Source organism: Microbacterium sp. MTN4-26, from assembly GCF_042846595.1.
Classification (GTDB): domain Bacteria; phylum Actinomycetota; class Actinomycetes; order Actinomycetales; family Microbacteriaceae; genus Microbacterium; species Microbacterium luteum.
On sequence record NZ_BTGO01000005.1, the window covers coordinates 197,170 to 214,750 of the forward strand.

The window sequence follows — 17,581 nt, forward strand, 5'->3', positions numbered from 1 at the left end:
CGGTCGGCCACGGCGGTCGCCGGCTGGGCGGATGCCCACCGACGTGCGGCTTAGACTCGCGAGGTGACCGCCGACCTCCTGCGCCCCGAACCGGGCACCCGCACCGTGTTCCGCTGGCGCAAGTGGGACGGCGGCCCGCATTGGGTGCACGACTGCATCTATCTCGGTCACGACCGGTGGGGCGAGTGGTTCGGTCAGCCGGAGGGCACGCGGAGCTTCCGCCCCGGTCGGGACTTCCTCACCCGCGCGGCCAGCGTCACGCTCGTGCCGCCCTCGGGGGACCACGCCCTCACGGTCAACGTCGCGCCACCGGCATCCAGTCGCATCTACATCGACCTCGCGTGGGACGTGCGCTGGTCCGACACCGAGGCCGGCGTGCCCACCGGGATCGACATGGATCTCGACGTCGTGCGCGCCGTCGACGGCCGCGGCACGTGGATCGACGATCGCGACGAGTGGGACGAGCACCGCGTCGCGTACGGCTACCCGGCCGAGATCGTCGCGCACCTCGACGCGCTCGCGATCGAGCTCGAACGCAAGGTACGCGACCGTGTGGCGCCGTACGACGACGACACGGCGAACGCGTGGCTGGCTCGGCTGGCCGCCCTCGCCGGCGCCGGGCCGGCCGCGCGGGCCGACGCGTAGAGTCGAGGGGTGACCCCCGACACCGCCCCCCGACCCGCCGAGCCGAACCGCGCCGATCTGGGCAAGGACCCGGCACGGGTCTCGGGGATGTTCGACGGGGTCGCTGCCGGCTACGACCGCACCAACACCGTGCTCAGCCTCGGCAACGACCGTTCGTGGCGAGCCGCGACCACGCGTGCCGTCGCCCCGAAGCGCGGCGAGCGCATCCTCGACCTCGCCGCCGGGACGGGCGCCTCCAGCGCCTCCCTCGCCCGGAGCGGAGCAGAGGTCGTCGCCGCGGACTTCTCGCCGGGGATGCTCGCCGAAGGCGAACGCCGCCACGGCGCGTCGGCACCCGGCGGCGGCATGCCGAACCTCTCGTTCGTCGAGGCGGACGCGACCGCACTGCCGTTCGGCGACGACGCTTTCGACGCGGTCACGATGTCGTTCGGGCTGCGCAACGTCAACGAGCCGCGCGCGGCTCTGAGCGAGCTGCTGCGGGTGACCAAGCCGGGCGGGCGCCTGGTGATCTGCGAGTTCTCGCACCCGCCGTCGTCGCTGTTCCGGGCCCTCTACGGCTTCTACAACGATCGTGTGCTGCCGGTTGTGGCGAAGACGGTGAGCTCCAACAGCGAGGCATACGACTACCTGAACGAGTCCATCCGCGACTGGCCCGACCAGCGCACACTTATGGCGTGGATCCGGCAGGCGGGCTGGGGCGACGTCGCCTATCGCAACCTCACCGGCGGGATCGTCGCGCTGCACCGCGGGATCAAGCCCGTCGACCAAGGCGCCGGAACGACCGATCCGGCGGAATGAGCCGCCTCCGGGGGCGGTCCGGCGCCCCGGTGCGCGCCGGTAGGCTGGGAGCGTGACTCCCTCAGCGCAGGGCTCGCCGATCGCGGGCAGGCTCGGCCTGGCCGATCGCGTGTTCGCGGGTCCCCGATCCCGCCGACTGCTCGCGAAGGTCGAGGCGGGGCTCGAGCGCGTCGACCGCAACCTCGAAGCGGAGCTGACCACCGCCGACACGCTCACCAACGCGACCAGCCGCTACCTGTTCGACGCCGGCGGCAAGCGCGTGCGCCCGATGCTGGCGCTGCTGACGGCGCACCTGGGCGAGGGGACCACCGACGACGTCATCGACGCGGCCACCGCGCTCGAGCTCACCCACCTGGGCTCGCTCTACCACGACGATGTGATGGATGAGGCGGACCGCCGCCGCGGGGTGCCCAGTGCCCATTCGGTGTGGGGCAACAGCGTCGCCATCCTCACCGGAGACCTGCTGTTCTCGCGTGCCAGCCAGCTGATGGCCAAGCTCGGCGAGCGTGCCATCAAACTCCAGGCCGATACGTTCGAGCGGCTCGTGCTCGGTCAGATGCACGAGACGGTCGGACCGCACGAGAACGACGACCGGGTCGCGTTCTACCTGCAGGTGCTGGCGGACAAGACCGGATCGCTCATCGCCGCATCCGCTCAGGCCGGGGCGCTGTTCAGCGAAGCGCCGAGCGCCTACGAGCAGCCGCTCGTGGAATTCGGCGAGAAGGCGGGGGTCGCCTTCCAGCTCCTCGACGACGTCATCGACCTCTCGAGCGACCCCGACGAGACCGGCAAGGTGCCCGGCACCGACCTGCGCGCCGGCGTGCCGACGATGCCCTTCCTGCTGCTCGGGCAGCGCGACGACGACGCGTCGACCGACCTGCGCGAGCGCATCGACGAGGGCGTCGCCCGCATCGCCGACGGCGCCGATCCCGTCATCCTCGACGAGCCGCTGGCCGAGCTCCGCGACCACGAGGCGACGCGGGCCACCCTCGACCTCGCCCACTCGTGGTCGCGCGACGCCATCGCCGCGCTCGACCCGCTTCCCGACGGTCCCGTGCGCGAAGGACTCACGCGGTTCGCGCGCGCGGTGGCCGACCGCTCCAGCTGACCGGCGCCCTCCGGCGCGGTCGCGGATGCGCGACACGAAAGGACACCCATGACCAAGCTGCGACTGGCGATCGTCGGAGCCGGCCCCGCCGGCATCTACGCCGCCGACATCCTGCTGAAGGCCGAGCGCACCTTCGACGTGTCCATCGATCTGTTCGAGCACCTGCCGGCCCCGTACGGTCTGGTGCGATACGGCGTGGCGCCGGATCATCCCCGCATCAAGGGCATCATCACCGCGCTGCGCGGCGTGCTGGACCGGGGTGACATCCGGATCTTCGGCAACGTGCGCTTCGGTGAGGACATCACGCTCGACGACCTCAAGCACCACTACAACGCCGTCATCTTCTCCACGGGCGCCGCGCTCGACGCGTCGCTGGAGATCCCCGGCATCGATGCGGCCGGATCCTACGGTGCGGCCGATTTCGTCAGCTGGTTCGACGGCCACCCCGATGTGCCGCGCGACTGGCCCCTCGACGCGGAGTCGGTCGCCGTCATCGGCAACGGAAACGTCGCGCTCGACGTGGCCCGCATGCTCGCCAAGCATGCCGAGGACCTGCTGCCGACGGAGATCCCCGACAACGTGCACGCGGGTCTGGCCGCGTCCGCGATCACCGATGTGCACGTGTTCGGGCGCCGGGGACCCGCCCAGGTGAAGTTCACGCCCCTCGAGCTGCGCGAACTCGGCGAGCAGCGCGACGTCGACATGGTGGTCTACGACGAGGACTTCGACTACGACGAGGCGTCGAAGGACGCCATCGCCAGCAACAAGCAGGTCATGGTCATCGACCGGGTGCTGCAGTCGTGGCGCAAGCTCGACTCCGCGAACGGCGCCGGCGGCACCGCATCGCGCCGGCTGCACCTGCACTTCTGGGCCAGGCCCGTCGAGGTGAAGAAGGATGCCGCCGGACGCGTGGCCGCGCTCGTGTACGAGCGCACGCGACCCGACGACGAGGGCGGCGTGGTCGGCACCGGCGAGATGCGCGAAGTGGCCATCCAGCAGCTCTACCGCGCCGTCGGCTACTTCGGTTCGCCCCTCCCCGGCGTCCCGTTCGATGACCGCCACGGCGTCATCCCGAACCACGAGGGGCAGGTGCTGCATCCGGAGAACAACGAGCGGGTGCCCGGCGTCTACGCCACGGGGTGGATCAAGCGCGGACCGGTGGGGCTGATCGGACACACCAAATCGGATGCGATGGAGACGGTGCGCCATCTCATCAACGATCAGGGCTCGTGGTGGCACCCGGCGGACCCCTCGGAGGAGGCGATCCCCGCCCTCCTCGCCGAGCGGGGCGTGGCGTGGACCGACCTTGAGGGCTGGCACCGCCTCGACGAGCACGAGATCGCCCTGGGCGCTCCGCACGAGCGTGCCCGCATCAAGGTCGTGCCACGCGACGAGATGGTCGCCGTCTCGCGCGGCGAGTGAGCGGCGCTCCCCGCCTCACCTCGGGGCTGGTCGCCACCCTCGGATTCCTCGCCGCGGTCGGTCCGTTCGCGACGGACATGTATCTCGCGTCGTTCACCGAGATCGCCGCGGATCTCGGCTCGTCGGCGTCGGCCGTGCAGCTCACCCTCACGGCCTTCCTGCTCGGGATCGGCGCCGGCCAGCTGCTGCTCGGACCGCTCTCGGACCGGTTCGGACGCCGCCCCGTCATGGTGCTGTCGATGGGTGTCTTCGCCCTCTCGAGCGTGCTGATGGTGTTCACCCCGACGATCGAGGTGTTCGTCGGCCTGCGACTGGTGCAGGGTGTCGCCGGTGCGGCGGGAATCGTCGTGGCGCGGGCGATCGCGGTCGACCTCAGCGAGGGCGAGACCGCCGTGCGCGCCCTCAGCCTCATCGCGACGGTGACGGCGCTCGGGCCCCTCGTGGCGCCGCCGATCGGCGGCGCGGTGGGTGTGCTGACCGGCTGGCGCGGCGTGCTGATCGTGCTGGCCGCCATCTCGGCGGCGATGTTCCTGCTCGCCGTGCTCGTGGTGCCCGAATCGCTCCCGCCGGAACGTCGACACGGCGGCGGGGTGCGGGCGATCGCCCGCATGCTCGGCACCGTCGCGAGCACCCGCGGATTCGGCGCCTACACCCTCACCGTCGCCGCGGCGTTCGCGGGCATGATGGCCTACATCTCCGCGTCGCCGTTCGTCGGGCAGGAGGTGCTCGGCATGGACCCGCTCGTCTATGCGCTGGGATTCGCCGCGGGTGCGCTCGGTGTGGTGTCGGCGAACCTTCTCAATGCACGTATCGCTCCTCGGGTGGGCCCCGGTCGCATGCTCACCCTCGGTGTCTCGTTCCTCGTTCTCGCCTCCTGCGTCCTCGCGCTCCTGGCGATCACCGGATGGCTCCGTCCGGCCTCCTTCATCGGATGCGCGGTGGTGCTGACCGCCGGTGCCGGCTTCACGATGTCGAACGCCTCCGCGCTCGCCCTCGCCCGTACGCCTCACATGCGCGGCTCCGGCGCGGCCGTGCTCGGGGCGACGCAATTCGTGCTCGGCGGAGCGATGTCGCCCGTGGTCGGTGCGTGGGGAGAGGACACGGCCGTGCCGATGGCGGTGATCGTCGCGTGCGCCGCGATCGCGGCTGCGGGCTCCCGGCTGGTGGCGCGTCGGCGCCTGCGCGGCATCGCCTGAGCCCGGCGCACCGGGTCCGCATCCGGTGTCTCGCCCTGCGCGTACTACAGGCAGGTCGTGCCGCGCAAGAGCGTGGCGCATCGCCCGGGTTTGGCGCACCATGCTGGAACAGGGTCGATGAACGACCGGTGAAGGCGAGGGGGCCGGATGCGCGGCAGGAGGATGATGGGCGCCGGTGTCGCGCTGGCCGTCGTCGCGAGTCTCGGAGCCTGCTCCGCCGACGACGGGACTCCCACCCTCACCTGGTACATCAACCCCGACGCCGGCGGCCAGGAGCGCATCGCCGCATCCTGCACCGAGGCTGCCGACGGGGCGTACCGCATCGAGACGACGCTGCTGCCGCGTGACGCGGCGTCGCAGCGCGAGCAGCTCGCGCGGCGGCTCGCCGCCAGCGACCGCTCCCTGGACATCATGAGTCTCGACCCGCCCTTCATCCCGGAGCTCGCCGAACCCGGCTTCCTCGCACCCGTTCCCGACGAGCTGCAGGACACGGAGGGCATCGTGCAGGGCGCCGTCGACTCGGCGAGCTGGAACGACGAACTGGTCACGGTCCCGTTCTGGGCGAACACCCAGCTGCTCTGGTATCGCGAATCGGTCGTCGAGGAGGCGGGCCTGGACATGAGCGAGCCGGTCACGTGGGACCAGATCATCGAGGTCGCGGAGGAGAACGATCTGCAGCTCGGTGTCCAGGGCGCGCTCGCCGAATCCCTCACCGTCTGGGTGAACGCCCTGATCGCCTCGGCGGGCGGCGAGATCCTCGAGACCCCCGACGCACCGCCGAAGGACATGGAGCTGGGCATCGACTCCGACGCCGGTCGCGCCGCGGCAGAGGTGCTCCAGCGGATCGGCGAGAACCGGCTGGGAGGTGCCGGACTCCCGACGGCGAACGAGAATGCGAGCCTCAATCTGTTCGAGGGCGAGCAGGGATCCTTCATGGTCAACTGGCCCTTCGTGTGGCCGGCTCTCAACGAATCGTCCCCGGAGGTCGCCGACGACCTCGGATGGGCCGTGTATCCGCGCATGGATGCCGACACCCCGGCGGCCCCGCCCGTCGGCGGCATCAACCTCGGTGTGGGGGCCTTCAGCGAGAACCAGGACCTCGCGTGGCAGGCGGTGGAGTGCATCGTGCAGCCCGAGAACCAGGCCGAGTACTTCGTCAGCGACGGCAACCCGCCCTCGAACGCCGCCGCCTACGACGACGAGGCGGTGCAGGAGGAGTTCCCCATGGCCGACGTCATCCGCGAGTCCCTCGACCTCGGGGTTCCGCGCCCGCAGACGCCGTACTACAACGAGATCTCGATCGGGCTGCAGCGCACGTGGCACCCGCCGGCCGGGGTCGATCCGGACACGACGCCCGAGACGTCGTCGGAGTTCATCCTCGCCGTCCTGCAGGGGGAGAGGCTGCTATGAGCGCGCCCGCCGTCGAGCGCCCGGCGCCGCCGCGCGCCGAGGAGAAGCGGCCGGCGCGAGGCCGCCGCTCGGAGCGCTCGCGGGCCGAAGCGCGCCTCGGATGGATGCTGGCAGGCCCGGCGTTCGTGCTCATGCTGCTCGTGACGATGTATCCGATCCTGCAGGCCTTCTTCGACTCGCTTTTCTCCCTGCGCCTGACCGCTCCCGACGAGCGGGAGTTCATCTGGTTCCGCAATTACGCCGTGGTGCTCGGCGATCCCGCGTTCTGGCAGTCGATGGGCGTGACGCTGTTCATCACCGTCGTCACCGTGATCCTCGAGCTGATCCTCGGGTTCCTCCTCGCCCTCGTGATGCACCGCGCCGTGAAAAAGCTGCGCGGCTTCGCGCGCACCGCCATCCTCGTGCCCTACGGCATCGTCACGGTGGTCGCCGCGTTCGCCTGGTTCTACGCGTTCGACATCAACTCCGGCTACATCAACAGCTGGCTGGCGTGGGTGCCGGGCTTCGACGAGGACTTCAACTGGTTCGCCTATCAGGGCTCGTCGCTGTTCGTGATCATCCTCTCCGAGGTGTGGAAGACGACGCCGTTCATCTCGCTGCTGCTGCTGTCGGGGCTGGCGCAGGTGCCGGGAGACCTCGAGGAGGCGGCGAAGGTCGACGGGGCCACCGGGTGGGAGGTCATGCGACGCGTGATCCTGCCCAACATGAAGGCCGCGATCATGGTGGCCGTGCTCTTCCGCACGCTCGAGGCCTTCCGCATCTTCGACAACATCTACATCATGACCGCCGGGGCCAACGACACCGAGGCGCTGTCGCTCCTGGCGTACAACACCTCTATCGGGCGGCTGGAGATCGGACTCGGATCGGCGATCTCGGTGCTGCTGTTCCTCAGCGTGCTGATCATCGCCGGGATCTTCATCAAAGGCTTCCGGGTCGACCTGGCGGGGGGACGGAACTCCTGATGCGTGCGATGACCTGGCCCCAGCGCATCGGCTGGATCGTGATCACGGTGGCGGTGCTCGTGTGGTCGCTGTTCCCGGTGTTCTCCATCCTCATGACCTCCTTCAAGACCCCCGGGGGACTCTTCTCCGGCACGCTGCTGCCCGAGGAGTGGACGTGGGAGAACTACGGCGAGATCCTCGCCCCGGGCGGCGGTGCACAGGAACTGTTCCTCACGTCGCTGCGGAACTCGATCGGCATCTCGCTGATCGCGACGGCGATCGCGGTGGTGCTGGCCACGCTGTGCGCCTACGCGATCGCCCGGCTCGACTTCCCCGGCAAGCGCATGATCCTCGTCACGGCGCTCGCCGTCTCGGTCTTCCCCGTGGTGTCGATCGTGACGCCGCTGTTCAACCTGTGGCGCACCATCGGGCTCTACGACACGTGGCTGGGGCTCATCATCCCCTATCTCTCGCTCACGCTGCCGATCTCGATCTGGACGCTCGCGGCGTTCTTCCGCCAGATCCCGTGGGAACTCGAACAGGCCGCGCAGGTCGACGGCGCGACGCCGTTCGAGGCCTTCCGCAAAACGGTCGTGCCGCTTGCGGCGCCGGGGGTGTTCACGACCGCGATCATCGCGTTCTTCATCGCCTGGAACGACTTCGTCTACGGCATCTCGCTCACCTCGACCGATGCCGCGCGCCCGGTGCCGGCGGCGCTGTCGTTCTTCACCGGCGCGTCGCAGTTCGAAGATCCGACGGGGGCGATCTCCGCGGCCGCGATCGTGGTGACGATCCCCATCGTCATCGTCGTGGTCATCTTCCAACGGCGCATCGTCTCCGGCCTCACGCAGGGCGCGGTGAAGGGATGACCTGCCGCGCCGTCGCCACGCAATCCACGTCCTCGAAGGAGTCGTCATGGCATCCATCACGCTGAACAACGTCGTCAAGACCTATGACGACGGCTTCACGGCGGTCAAGGGCATCGACCTCGACATCGCCGATGGGGAGTTCGTGATCCTCGTCGGTCCGTCCGGATGCGGCAAGTCGACGCTGCTGCGGATGATCGTCGGGCTGGAGGACATCACCGACGGCGACCTTCGCATCGACGATCGCGTGGTCAACGACAAGGCGCCGAAGGACCGCAACCTCGCGATGGTCTTCCAGAACTACGCGCTGTACCCGCACCTGACGGTGTACGAGAACATCGCCTTTCCGATGCGGTTGAAGTCCAGCGACGTCGACGACAAGGAGATCGACGAGCGGGTCAAGCGGGCCTCGCGCCTTCTGGAGCTCGACGAGCACCTGGAGCGGAAGCCTGCGAACCTCTCCGGCGGGCAGCGACAGCGGGTCGCGATGGGCCGAGCGATCGTGCGCAACGCCGATGCCTTCCTCTTCGACGAGCCGCTGTCGAACCTCGACGCGAAGCTGCGCGGGCAGATGCGCACCGAGATCGCGCGGCTGCAGCGCTCGCTCGGCATCACGACCGTCTATGTCACGCACGATCAGACCGAGGCGATGACGCTCGGCGACCGCGTCGCGGTGCTCCGGCGTGGCGAACTGCAGCAGGTGGCGAGTCCGCGCGGGCTCTACGAGCAGCCGGCCAACCTCTTCGTCGCGGGGTTCATCGGGTCACCGCCCATGAATTTCCTGAACGGTGCGGTCGAGGGCGACACGCTGCGCCTGCCGATGATGGATGTGCCCATCGACGACAGGCTGCGCGCCGCGATCGGCGACCGGTCCACGGTGATCGTCGGGGTGCGGCCGGACGCCTTCCAGGACGTCGATGCGATGGAGAACGAGCCGAGCGACGGCGTGCGCGTGAGCGTCGACGTGGAGATGACGGAGTGGCTGGGGGAGGTGCTGTACGCGTACGTGCCGTTCGAGACCGACGAGGCGGTGCGCGAGACCCTCTCGCAGCTGGACAAAGACCTGGACGGGGAGAGCCTGCGCACCGAGATGGTGATCGCGCTCGACGCGAACAGCCTCATCACCGGAGGGGACACGGCGAACCTGTGGCTCTCGCCGGACTCGCTGTACGTGTTCGACCCGGAGACGAGCGTCAACCTCACCCGAGACGAATCCCGTGCCGAGAAGCTCGAGGAGCAGGGTCGCACGCAGCGGCAGCGCGCCCTCGAGCGCGCGAAGGAGCGGGAGGCGAAGGCCACCGCCTGAGCCGGCGCCGGCGTTCGGCCGCGCCCGCATCCTGCCTGCGCGGCGTCGCCGCTCACCTGCCCCCGAGAGGAGATCCCGCTCCAAGAGGACATTCTCGCTGGCTGAGTCCTCTGGAAGCGGGATATCCTCGCGGGGCGCGGGGCGTCTGATCCTCCCCGGCGGCCGATATCGGTGCGCCATCCACAGCGGAGGGGATGCGAGCACGTGCAGTGTGGTGCGGGGTGCAGCCTGTCCGCATGGGAGTGACGCGTTCGAGAGCGACGACGAGCCGGGCGGTCGAGGTCACGGATGCTGTTGTCCGACGCGGTGGTGTCGTCCGAACGTCCGTTCTTCGCGACGCCGGGCTCTCCCCCGTGTCCGTCGAGGCGGCGATCGCCGCCGGGAGGATCTTCCGCGTCAGGCGCGGGTGGGTGGCCTCCGTCGATGCGGATCCTGCCCTCGTCGGGGCGGCGGAGCGGGGCGTCGTGCTCTCCTGCGTGACGCAGGCTCGCCGAAACGGGCTGTGGGTGTACGGCCGCGAGGAGGCGCCGCATGTCGCCGCCCGGTCCAATTCCAGCAGAGCCCACCTCGCGGCGGCCCACGTGCATTGGGCGACGCCCGTCGTGCCACGGCATCCGGATGCGCTCGAGGACGGCATCGAGAATGTGCTCGCGCTGGTGGCGACGTGCCAGCCGCACGAATCGGCGCTCGCGATCTGGGAGTCGGCATTGCGCCAGCGAGTGGTTGACGCCGAGCTCCTGCGGCGACTGAATCTGCCGCCCGCCGCTCGCCGCATGCTCGAGGAAGCCGACCAATTCGCCGACTCCGGGCTCGAGACCTTCGTCGTGCCCCGGTTGCGATGGCTGGGTCTCCCACTGCGTCGCCAGATCTGGCTCCACGGGCACCGCGTCGACCTGCTCATCGGCGAACGCATCGCGCTGCAGATCGACGGCGGACACCACGTCGGGGCGCAGCGCGCCGCCGACATCGCTCACGACGCCGACCTCATGCTGCGTGGATATCACGTGATTCGCGTGACGTACGTGCAGGTCACCGAGCAGTGGCCCGAGGTGCAGGAGCGCATCATGCTCGCCGTGGCGCAGGGGCTTCACCTCGCCCGCTGATGCACGCCCGCTCCCATGGCGCATCCCGCCCGCCGCCGCGCATGCGCCCGCCGCCGCGCATCCGCCGCCGCGCATCCGCCTGCCGCTGCGCATCCGCTTGCCGAGCATCCCCTTCGAGAGGAGATCACGCTTCGAGAGGACACCCCGGCAGGTGGCCATCCTCTCCAGGCGGGATCTCCAAATTAAGACACCGGTGCGGATGCCTCCCCGAGAGACGTCCGCACCGGTGCCGGTCATGAGCCGAATCGGATCAGCTGATCGCGATCTCGTTCGGCGTGTGGTCGAGCTCGACGCTTGCGACGACCTCCCCGGTGGTGAGATCGACCGCGTGGACCGAGTTCGTCGCCGGCTCGGTCACGTAGGCGATGTCGCCCGCGACCTTGATGGCTGGGTGAGCATCCTGCCACTCGTCCGGGCCCTCCCACGCCTCGACGACGGGGTACGCGTCGGTCAGCTCACCGGTCTCGGGGTCGAGAACGTGGATCTGGCCGTCGCTGGCGAGGATGAACGCCAGGTCGCTGGGGCCGCGCGCGATGTCACGGAACGTGTACTGGACTTCGTCGGGAAGGTCGACGACCTCGTAGGTCTGTGCGGCGGTGTCGATCAGCGTGACCGCGTTGAGCAGGTAGCCCTCTGCGTCGGGGTCGTTCTTGTAGTCGCCGACGACGATGGGGCTCGTCTCCGACACGAAGGCGTTGCCCATGCGGCCGTACTCGTCGGGCGCGGTGAAGCTCACGAACTCCCCGTCCGCGTACAGCAGGGCGCCGTTCTCGCAGCCGAAGATCACGGCCTCGTCGGCCGCCGTGCCTTCGCCGTGGATGCCGGGGCAGTCCGCGCTCATCGCCTCTTCGTCCCAGTGGTCCTCGTGCGCGTGCAGCGCGACGGCACCGCTGCGGTCGGAGAGCGTGGTGACCAGCTCGCCGTCTTCGAGCACGATCGAGACGCCGTGGTGGGGCTCGTCGGCGGTGTACGTGGTCGTCTCGGGGAGCGCGTCGTAGCCGTCGGCGAAGGCGTCGGTGGCCACGATCGTGGATGTTCCGGTGCCATCGTCGAACAGGACGGTGTTGCCCTCGTGTGAGACGACGTGACCGGCCGTGGTCGCCTCGAAGACGAGGTCGGTCAGCGCCGGCTCCGACGTGTCGAGCATCTGGAATCCGGCCGACGTGGTGACCGCGACGGTTTTTCCGTCACCGAAGGTGTTGAGGCGGATGAACTCCTCCGACGCGAATTCGTCGACGACCTCGAGGGTCTCGGGGTCGAGGACGGCGACGCCTCCCTCGTACGCGACGGCGATGCGCCCCTCGACGGTTTCGGTGCCGGATTCGGTGGTGGTCGAACCGCTCGTGTCCTCGGCGGTTCCGCTCGCGCAGCCCGCCGCAAGCAGCGAGATGCCGGCCACGGTCGCGGCGACGGCGACCCGTCGCTTGTGCTGTGTCATGGTGTTTCCTTTCAGGTTCCCTCAGCGGGTGAGGCCTTCGGAGATGCGCGCGGTGTTCTCGCGCATCATCGTGAGGTAGGTGTCGGCGCCTTCGCCGGGTTCGGTCAGCGACTCGGTGAACAGCTCGACGACGTCGACGTCGATGCCGACCTCGCTCGCGAGGACCTGGACGAGGCGGTCGGGCTGCGAGGACTCCGCGAAGATCGTCGGAACCCCTGAGGTCTCGATCGCCGTGGCCAGATCGCGCAGGTCGGCTGCGCTCGGGGCCGCGAGGGTGGTGCCGCCGGGGATGACGGCACCGACGACGTCGAAGTCGAATCTGTCGGCGAGGTAGCCGAAGACGTGGTGGTTGGTCACGAGCGCTCGCTGCGATGCCGGGATGGCGGCGAACGCCGACGTCATCTCCGCGTCGAGCGCGTCGAGCTCGTCGAGGTAGGCTTCCGCGTTCTCCTCGACGACGACCGGGTCGACGCCGTCGACGGCGCCGAGTGCGGCCTCCACGGCCTCGACGACGTCGACCATTCGGGCCGGGTCGGTCCAGAAGTGCGGGTCGGGGGTGCCGAGTGCGTCGCCGGATGAGTAGTCGAGCACGTCGATCTCGTCGCCGGCGATCACCATGGCGACGCCGGCCTCCGTCGCCCGGTCGAGGTGCTGCTGCAGGCCTTCCTCGAGACCCAGTCCGTTCGAGACGAGGAGATCGGCGTCGTCGAGCGTCGCCGCCTCCTGGGCGGAGATCTCGAACGAGTGCGGGTCGGCGTTGGGCTTCATGAGAGTGGTCACGTGCGCCTCGTCGCCGGCGATCTCGGTCACGACGTCACCCAGGATGTTCGTGGTGACCACGACCTGCGGCTCGTCGTCGGTGGAGCTCGAGGTGCAGCCGGCGAGCCCGAGCGCCGCGAGGGCGGCCGCGGCGAGCGCGAGCGGTCGCCACGGCCTCATCGTCCGACCTCCGACAGGAACGCCGGGGAGGTGGGGGTGTCGAGCGTGCGCGCGATGCGCGCGCCGTCGGCATAGTCGATCTCGTAGACCACAGCGGCCGCGGGGTCGTTGAGGTACGCGCGCTGGCCGTCGACGGTGAGCGAGGTCGCCTCGTCCGGGGCGCCCACGAGCACGTCGGTGGCGGCGATCTCCTCACCGGTCGCTGCCGCGTAGACCCGCACGCGCCCGTCGGTGTCGAGCGCGACGACGTGTCCGGCCTCGTCGTCGACGGCGGTCACGTGCACGAGCGTGTGCTCCGTCGCGACGTGAGTCCAGGTCTCCTCGCGGGTGTCGAGCAGCCAGAATCCCGAAGCATCGGTCAGGCCCGCGACCGTGGGGCGTCCCTTCCGCCCGTCGAAGGCGACGGCGCGTTCGGCGTCGACGTCGTCGGGATACGGGATGACGGAGAACTCCGCCTCGTCCTCGTCGCCGGTGACGAGCACGGCGCCCTCGGCGCATCCGATCGCGAGCCCGACGACCGTGGTGATCGCGCCCGCCGCGTCGGTGCACGAGACGGACTGCTCCGTCTGCCTGCCTTCCGCGTCGTAGACCCCCAGCGCGTCGGCTTCGCTGATGATCGCTCCGTCACCGAGCGGAGCCACGACGGCATCGGCGTCGACATCGACGCGGAAACGCTCGACGATCTCGCCTTCCGCGAGAGCTTCGTTCTCGAGCAGCACGGCGTCGCCCGAACCGGCGAAGTGCAGGGCGGTCGAACCGTCGGTCGAGAGCATTCCCCAGGTCACCGTGGCTATCCCCGATCCGGGAACCGTCCCGGGCATCTCGGGCGAGCCGAGGTAGTAGTGGAAGTGGTCACCGTGGTTCCAGCTCCAGCGCGCCGAGTCGACGATGTCGACACCTTCCGCGGTGGACACGAACACGTACCGACCGTCGCTCGCGAGTCCGGTCGGTGCGCCGGCGGATCCCAGGTCCTCGCTCTCTCCCGACAGCAGGTCGAGCAACCCGACGCGGCCGTCGGCGTCGACCGACACGAGGGCCAGCGGCGGCTCTTCGACCTCGGCGGCGGTGGCGATCTCACCGTGCCCGTCGGAGACGTCGTCGACCGGGGTGGCGGTCGGCTCGGACTCGACGCCGCATCCGGCGAGGGCGACGAGCGCGAGGGCGACCGCGGTGGTGGCGGCGAGCGGGCGTGGGGTGATCACGAGGTCCTTTCAGGCACCTGTGCGGGGGCACGGGTGAGGGAGGGGAGGGGATGGATGCTCCGCATCCGTCGCGCCGCAAGCGTCCGGGCCGACGAAGAGAGCGCGGCGAGCAGGATCGCCGTCGCGGCGATGGAAGCTCCTGCCGCCGTTGCGAAGTGCCACGACACGAGAAGTCCGATGGCGACAGCGAGGACGCCGATCGCGGCGCCGAGCGCCATCGTGGCGGGGATGCGGGCGGTCCAGCTGCGAGCCGCCACGGCGGGCGCGAGAAGCAGGCCCACCACGAGGAGCGTGCCGACGGCTTGGAAGGAGGCGACCACGGCGAGTGTCACCAGCCCGACCAGCGCCACGTGCGCCCGCTGCGGCCGCAGTCCCAGCGTCTCGGCGATCCGCGGATCGAATGCGGCGACCACGAAGGCTCGGTGGAACCCGATCGTGACCGCGAGGGTGAGGGCGAGCGCGGCGGCGAGGACGACGATGTCCGCCGGCCGGATGGCCAGGATGTCGCCGAACAGGAGGGCCGTGGCGTCCGTGGCGAAACTGCGCGAGTGCGACACGATGATCACGCCGACCGAGAGCATCGCGACGAACAGCAGCCCGATGCTGGTGTCGTAGGAGAGCCTGCCGCGCCGCTGCAGCGCGCCGATGGCGGCGCTCATCGCGACGGCGCTGGCCGCAGCGCCCAGCAGCAGCGGGAGGCCGAGCACCGTTGCCAGCGCAACGCCCGGGAGCATCCCGTGGCCGATGGCCTCTCCGAGGAATGCCATGCCGCGGATGACGACCCATGTGCCCACGACGCCGCAGATGACCGCGACGAGAGCGCCGCCCACGAGCGCACGAGCGAAGAACTCGGTGCTGAGCGGATCGGTGAGCCAGGACACGGGTCGAGACTCTACAAGTAAATGAGAACGATTATCAAACTCGTACACTGATGAATGTGAATTCCCAGGTCGCCGCTGTTGAGACGCGAGGCGTCTGCTTCTCGTACGCCGCCGACGATGTCGTCCATGACGTGTCGGTGCGCGTCGATTTCGGCGAGGTCGTCGCCGTTGCCGGGCCCAACGGTTCGGGTAAGTCCACCCTCGTGGAGATCATGGCGGGCGTCAGACCTCCGCGGGTCGGGGCCGTGCATCGAAACGGCGACCTTGCGCTCGTCGTGCAGCGACCTGCCGCGCCGGAGATGCTTCCGGTGACGGCGGCGGATGTCGTCGCGATGGGCACCTGGAAGCGCGGTGCTCGCCTCGAGCGCCGCGCGGCGAAGGGGGCTGTCGCCGATGCGCTCGATCGGGTGGGGATGGCCGCGTTCGCGACCCGATCGCTCGCGAGCCTCTCGGGTGGTCAGCGTCAGCGCGTCTTCCTTGCGCAGGGCATCGTGCGCCGGCCCGATGTGATTCTCCTCGACGAGCCCGCCGCGGGGTTGGACGGTGACAGTGTCGCCCGCACGCAGCGGATCCTCGCCGAAGAGGCCGCCCGCGGTGCGGCGGTCGTCTGCGTGACGCACGATGACGACGCGATCGCCCACGCGGACCGCGTCATCAGGCTGGACGGTGGTGTCGTCGTCAGGCAGTGACTGGGGAGGAGCGTTGCCTGTGGCGCCTGACCTTCGCCGATCCGCCAGGCCTCGGCGTCCCACTCCCGACGTAGCCTGGGACCATGACCGTCGCGTCGGAGACCGTCGTTGAACTCAGCTCGCGCTTCGCCCGAGCCTTCCCGGAGTTGGCGGTGCCGTGGCACGCGGCGGAGTTCCCCGACGCCCAGTTGCTCGTGCTCAACGAGCCGCTCGCGGTCGAACTGGGCCTCGACCCCACGGCGTTGCGCGCCGGCAACGGTGTCGGCCTCCTCACGGGCAATCGGCTCCCCGCATCCGCAATGCCTGTCGCGCAGGCCTACGCGGGGCACCAGTTCGGCGGCTATTCGCCCGTGCTCGGCGACGGCCGCGCGTTGCTGCTCGGCGAGCTCGCCACACCGGACGGGCGTCTGCGCGACCTGCATCTGAAGGGATCGGGACGCACCCCGTTCGCGCGAGGGGGCGACGGACTGGCCGCCATCGGGCCGATGCTGCGAGAGTTCCTCATCAGCGAGGCCATGCACGCGCTCGGGGTCCCGACCACCCGCGCCCTCGCGGTCACCGCGACAGGCGTTCCCGTGCAGCGCGAGACCGTTCTTCCCGGGGCCGTGCTCGCCCGCGTCGCGGCAAGCCACCTGCGGGTGGGGACCTTCCAATACGCCGCCGCCGCCGGCGGCGGCGATCTGGTTCGCCGACTGGTGGCCGCGGCGCTCGAGCGCCACTATCCCCACCTCGCCGACGCCGACAACCCATCGCTGTCGCTTCTCGAGGCGGTGGTCGACGCGCAGGCGTCCCTCATCGCCCGGTGGGTACTGGTCGGGTTCGTGCACGGCGTGATGAACACCGACAACATGACGATCTCGGGTGAGACGATCGACTACGGGCCGTGCGCTTTCATGGAGGCCTTCGATCCGGCGACTGTCTACAGCTCGATCGACCTCCAGGGCCGCTACGCGTTCGGGCGCCAGTCGCGCATCGGCGAGTGGAACCTCGCGCGTTTCGCCGAGGCGCTACTGCCGACGATCGACGCCGACACCGACCGTGCCATCGAGCTCGCCCAGAACGCGCTCAGCCGATACGCGGACGCGTTCAACGCCGAATGGTCGGAGGGAATGCGAGTCAAGCTCGGCATCCCGGCCGATGCCGACGAAGCCGTCTCGACGGCCCTGTCGACCGATCTGGTCAGTCTGCTGCAGGTCGGGCGCGTCGACTACACGGGGTTCTTCCGCCGGCTCGCGGAGGCCGCGCGGGGCGAAGCGGGGCCGGCGCAAGAGCTGTTCGCGGACCCCGAGCCGTTCAACCTCTGGGCACAGCGGTGGCTGGCCCTCGGCCCGGATGCTGCGGCGATGGATGCCCGGAACCCGGTGTACATCCCGCGCAATCACCTGGTGGAAGAGGCGCTGGATGCGGCCACAGCCGGTGACCTCGAGCCGTTCGAGCACCTGCTGGCCGTGGTCCGCTCACCCTTCGTCGAGCGAGAGGGGTGGGAGCGTTTCGCGCAGCCGGCGCCGGACAGCTTCGGGCCCTACCGGACCTTCTGCGGCACCTGAGCGCATCCGTCGCGACGCGACCGCATCGGCTGCGCAGCGCCTCGGCGGTGGTTGACGAAACGAGTCGGGGGGTTTGAGGGTGGTTGAGGA

General features: G+C 69.9%; 16 protein-coding genes. 12 read left to right on the forward strand and 4 right to left on the reverse strand.

Annotation, left to right across the window (positions count from 1 at the left end; translation table 11 throughout):
- Positions 1-63: 63 nt before the first annotated feature.
- The 10 genes from ACGG9C_RS06185 to ACGG9C_RS06230 all read left to right on the forward strand — a co-directional run bounded on the left by ACGG9C_RS06185 (position 64) and on the right by ACGG9C_RS06230 (position 10,795).
- Positions 64-645 (forward strand): DUF402 domain-containing protein, encoded by a 582-nt coding sequence (locus ACGG9C_RS06185; protein ID WP_194384685.1) that lies wholly within the window; start codon positions 64-66, stop codon positions 643-645.
- Between the two features lie 9 nt (positions 646-654).
- Positions 655-1,443, forward strand: a complete 789-nt coding sequence (locus ACGG9C_RS06190) for a demethylmenaquinone methyltransferase (protein ID WP_228480941.1) — start codon at positions 655-657, stop codon at positions 1,441-1,443.
- Between the two features lie 52 nt (positions 1,444-1,495).
- Positions 1,496-2,551 carry a polyprenyl synthetase family protein gene (locus ACGG9C_RS06195; protein ID WP_071043915.1) on the forward strand — a complete coding sequence of 352 codons (1,056 nt, stop codon included), beginning with the start codon at positions 1,496-1,498 and terminating at the stop codon, positions 2,549-2,551.
- 48 nt (positions 2,552-2,599) lie between these two features.
- Positions 2,600-3,973: an FAD-dependent oxidoreductase gene (locus ACGG9C_RS06200; RefSeq protein ID WP_194384686.1), complete on the forward strand. Its 1,374-nt coding sequence runs from the start codon at positions 2,600-2,602 to the stop codon at positions 3,971-3,973.
- Positions 3,970-5,169, forward strand: a complete 1,200-nt coding sequence (locus ACGG9C_RS06205) for a multidrug effflux MFS transporter (protein WP_194384687.1) — start codon at positions 3,970-3,972, stop codon at positions 5,167-5,169. Before ACGG9C_RS06200 ends, ACGG9C_RS06205 begins: the two co-directional genes overlap by 4 nt.
- Positions 5,170-5,316: 147 nt before the next feature.
- Positions 5,317-6,579 carry an extracellular solute-binding protein gene (locus tag ACGG9C_RS06210; protein ID WP_194384688.1) on the forward strand — a complete coding sequence of 421 codons (1,263 nt, stop codon included), beginning with the start codon at positions 5,317-5,319 and terminating at the stop codon, positions 6,577-6,579.
- On the forward strand, positions 6,576-7,541 hold the full coding sequence (locus tag ACGG9C_RS06215; protein ID WP_194384689.1) for a carbohydrate ABC transporter permease: 966 nt from the start codon (positions 6,576-6,578) through the stop codon (positions 7,539-7,541). Before ACGG9C_RS06210 ends, ACGG9C_RS06215 begins: the two co-directional genes overlap by 4 nt.
- 8 nt (positions 7,542-7,549) lie before the next feature.
- Positions 7,550-8,389, forward strand: coding sequence for a carbohydrate ABC transporter permease (locus ACGG9C_RS06220; protein ID WP_390178404.1), 840 nt, complete (start codon positions 7,550-7,552; stop codon positions 8,387-8,389).
- Between the two features lie 46 nt (positions 8,390-8,435).
- Positions 8,436-9,692: an ABC transporter ATP-binding protein gene (locus tag ACGG9C_RS06225; RefSeq protein ID WP_194384691.1), complete on the forward strand. Its 1,257-nt coding sequence runs from the start codon at positions 8,436-8,438 to the stop codon at positions 9,690-9,692.
- Between the two features lie 236 nt (positions 9,693-9,928).
- Positions 9,929-10,795, forward strand: a complete 867-nt coding sequence (locus ACGG9C_RS06230; protein WP_194384692.1) for a type IV toxin-antitoxin system AbiEi family antitoxin domain-containing protein — start codon at positions 9,929-9,931, stop codon at positions 10,793-10,795.
- Positions 10,796-11,045: 250 nt separating this feature from the next.
- On the opposite strand, the gene aztD is transcribed toward ACGG9C_RS06230, so the two are convergent.
- Genes aztD through aztB form a run of 4 tightly spaced genes read right to left on the reverse strand, consistent with a single transcriptional unit; the run spans position 11,046 to position 15,255 of the window.
- Positions 11,046-12,233, reverse strand: a complete 1,188-nt coding sequence (gene aztD / locus ACGG9C_RS06235) for a zinc metallochaperone AztD (RefSeq protein WP_194384693.1) — start codon at positions 12,231-12,233, stop codon at positions 11,046-11,048.
- Positions 12,234-12,254: 21 nt separating this feature from the next.
- Positions 12,255-13,172, reverse strand: a complete 918-nt coding sequence (gene aztC, locus ACGG9C_RS06240; RefSeq protein ID WP_194384694.1) for a zinc ABC transporter substrate-binding protein AztC — start codon at positions 13,170-13,172, stop codon at positions 12,255-12,257.
- Positions 13,169-14,374, reverse strand: a complete 1,206-nt coding sequence (locus tag ACGG9C_RS06245) for an ABC transporter (RefSeq protein ID WP_228480942.1) — start codon at positions 14,372-14,374, stop codon at positions 13,169-13,171. Before ACGG9C_RS06245 ends, aztC begins: the two co-directional genes overlap by 4 nt.
- Positions 14,371-15,255: a zinc ABC transporter permease AztB gene (gene aztB, locus ACGG9C_RS06250; protein ID WP_194384695.1), complete on the reverse strand. Its 885-nt coding sequence runs from the start codon at positions 15,253-15,255 to the stop codon at positions 14,371-14,373. Before aztB ends, ACGG9C_RS06245 begins: the two co-directional genes overlap by 4 nt.
- A gap of 50 nt (positions 15,256-15,305) precedes the next feature.
- Here aztB and ACGG9C_RS06255 point away from each other — a divergent pair, with 50 nt between their 5' ends.
- Positions 15,306-15,944, forward strand: coding sequence for a metal ABC transporter ATP-binding protein (locus ACGG9C_RS06255; protein ID WP_390178405.1), 639 nt, complete (start codon positions 15,306-15,308; stop codon positions 15,942-15,944).
- A gap of 83 nt (positions 15,945-16,027) precedes the next feature.
- On the forward strand, positions 16,028-17,491 hold the full coding sequence (locus ACGG9C_RS06260) for a YdiU family protein (protein WP_194384697.1): 1,464 nt from the start codon (positions 16,028-16,030) through the stop codon (positions 17,489-17,491).
- Positions 17,492-17,581 lie beyond the last annotated feature (90 nt).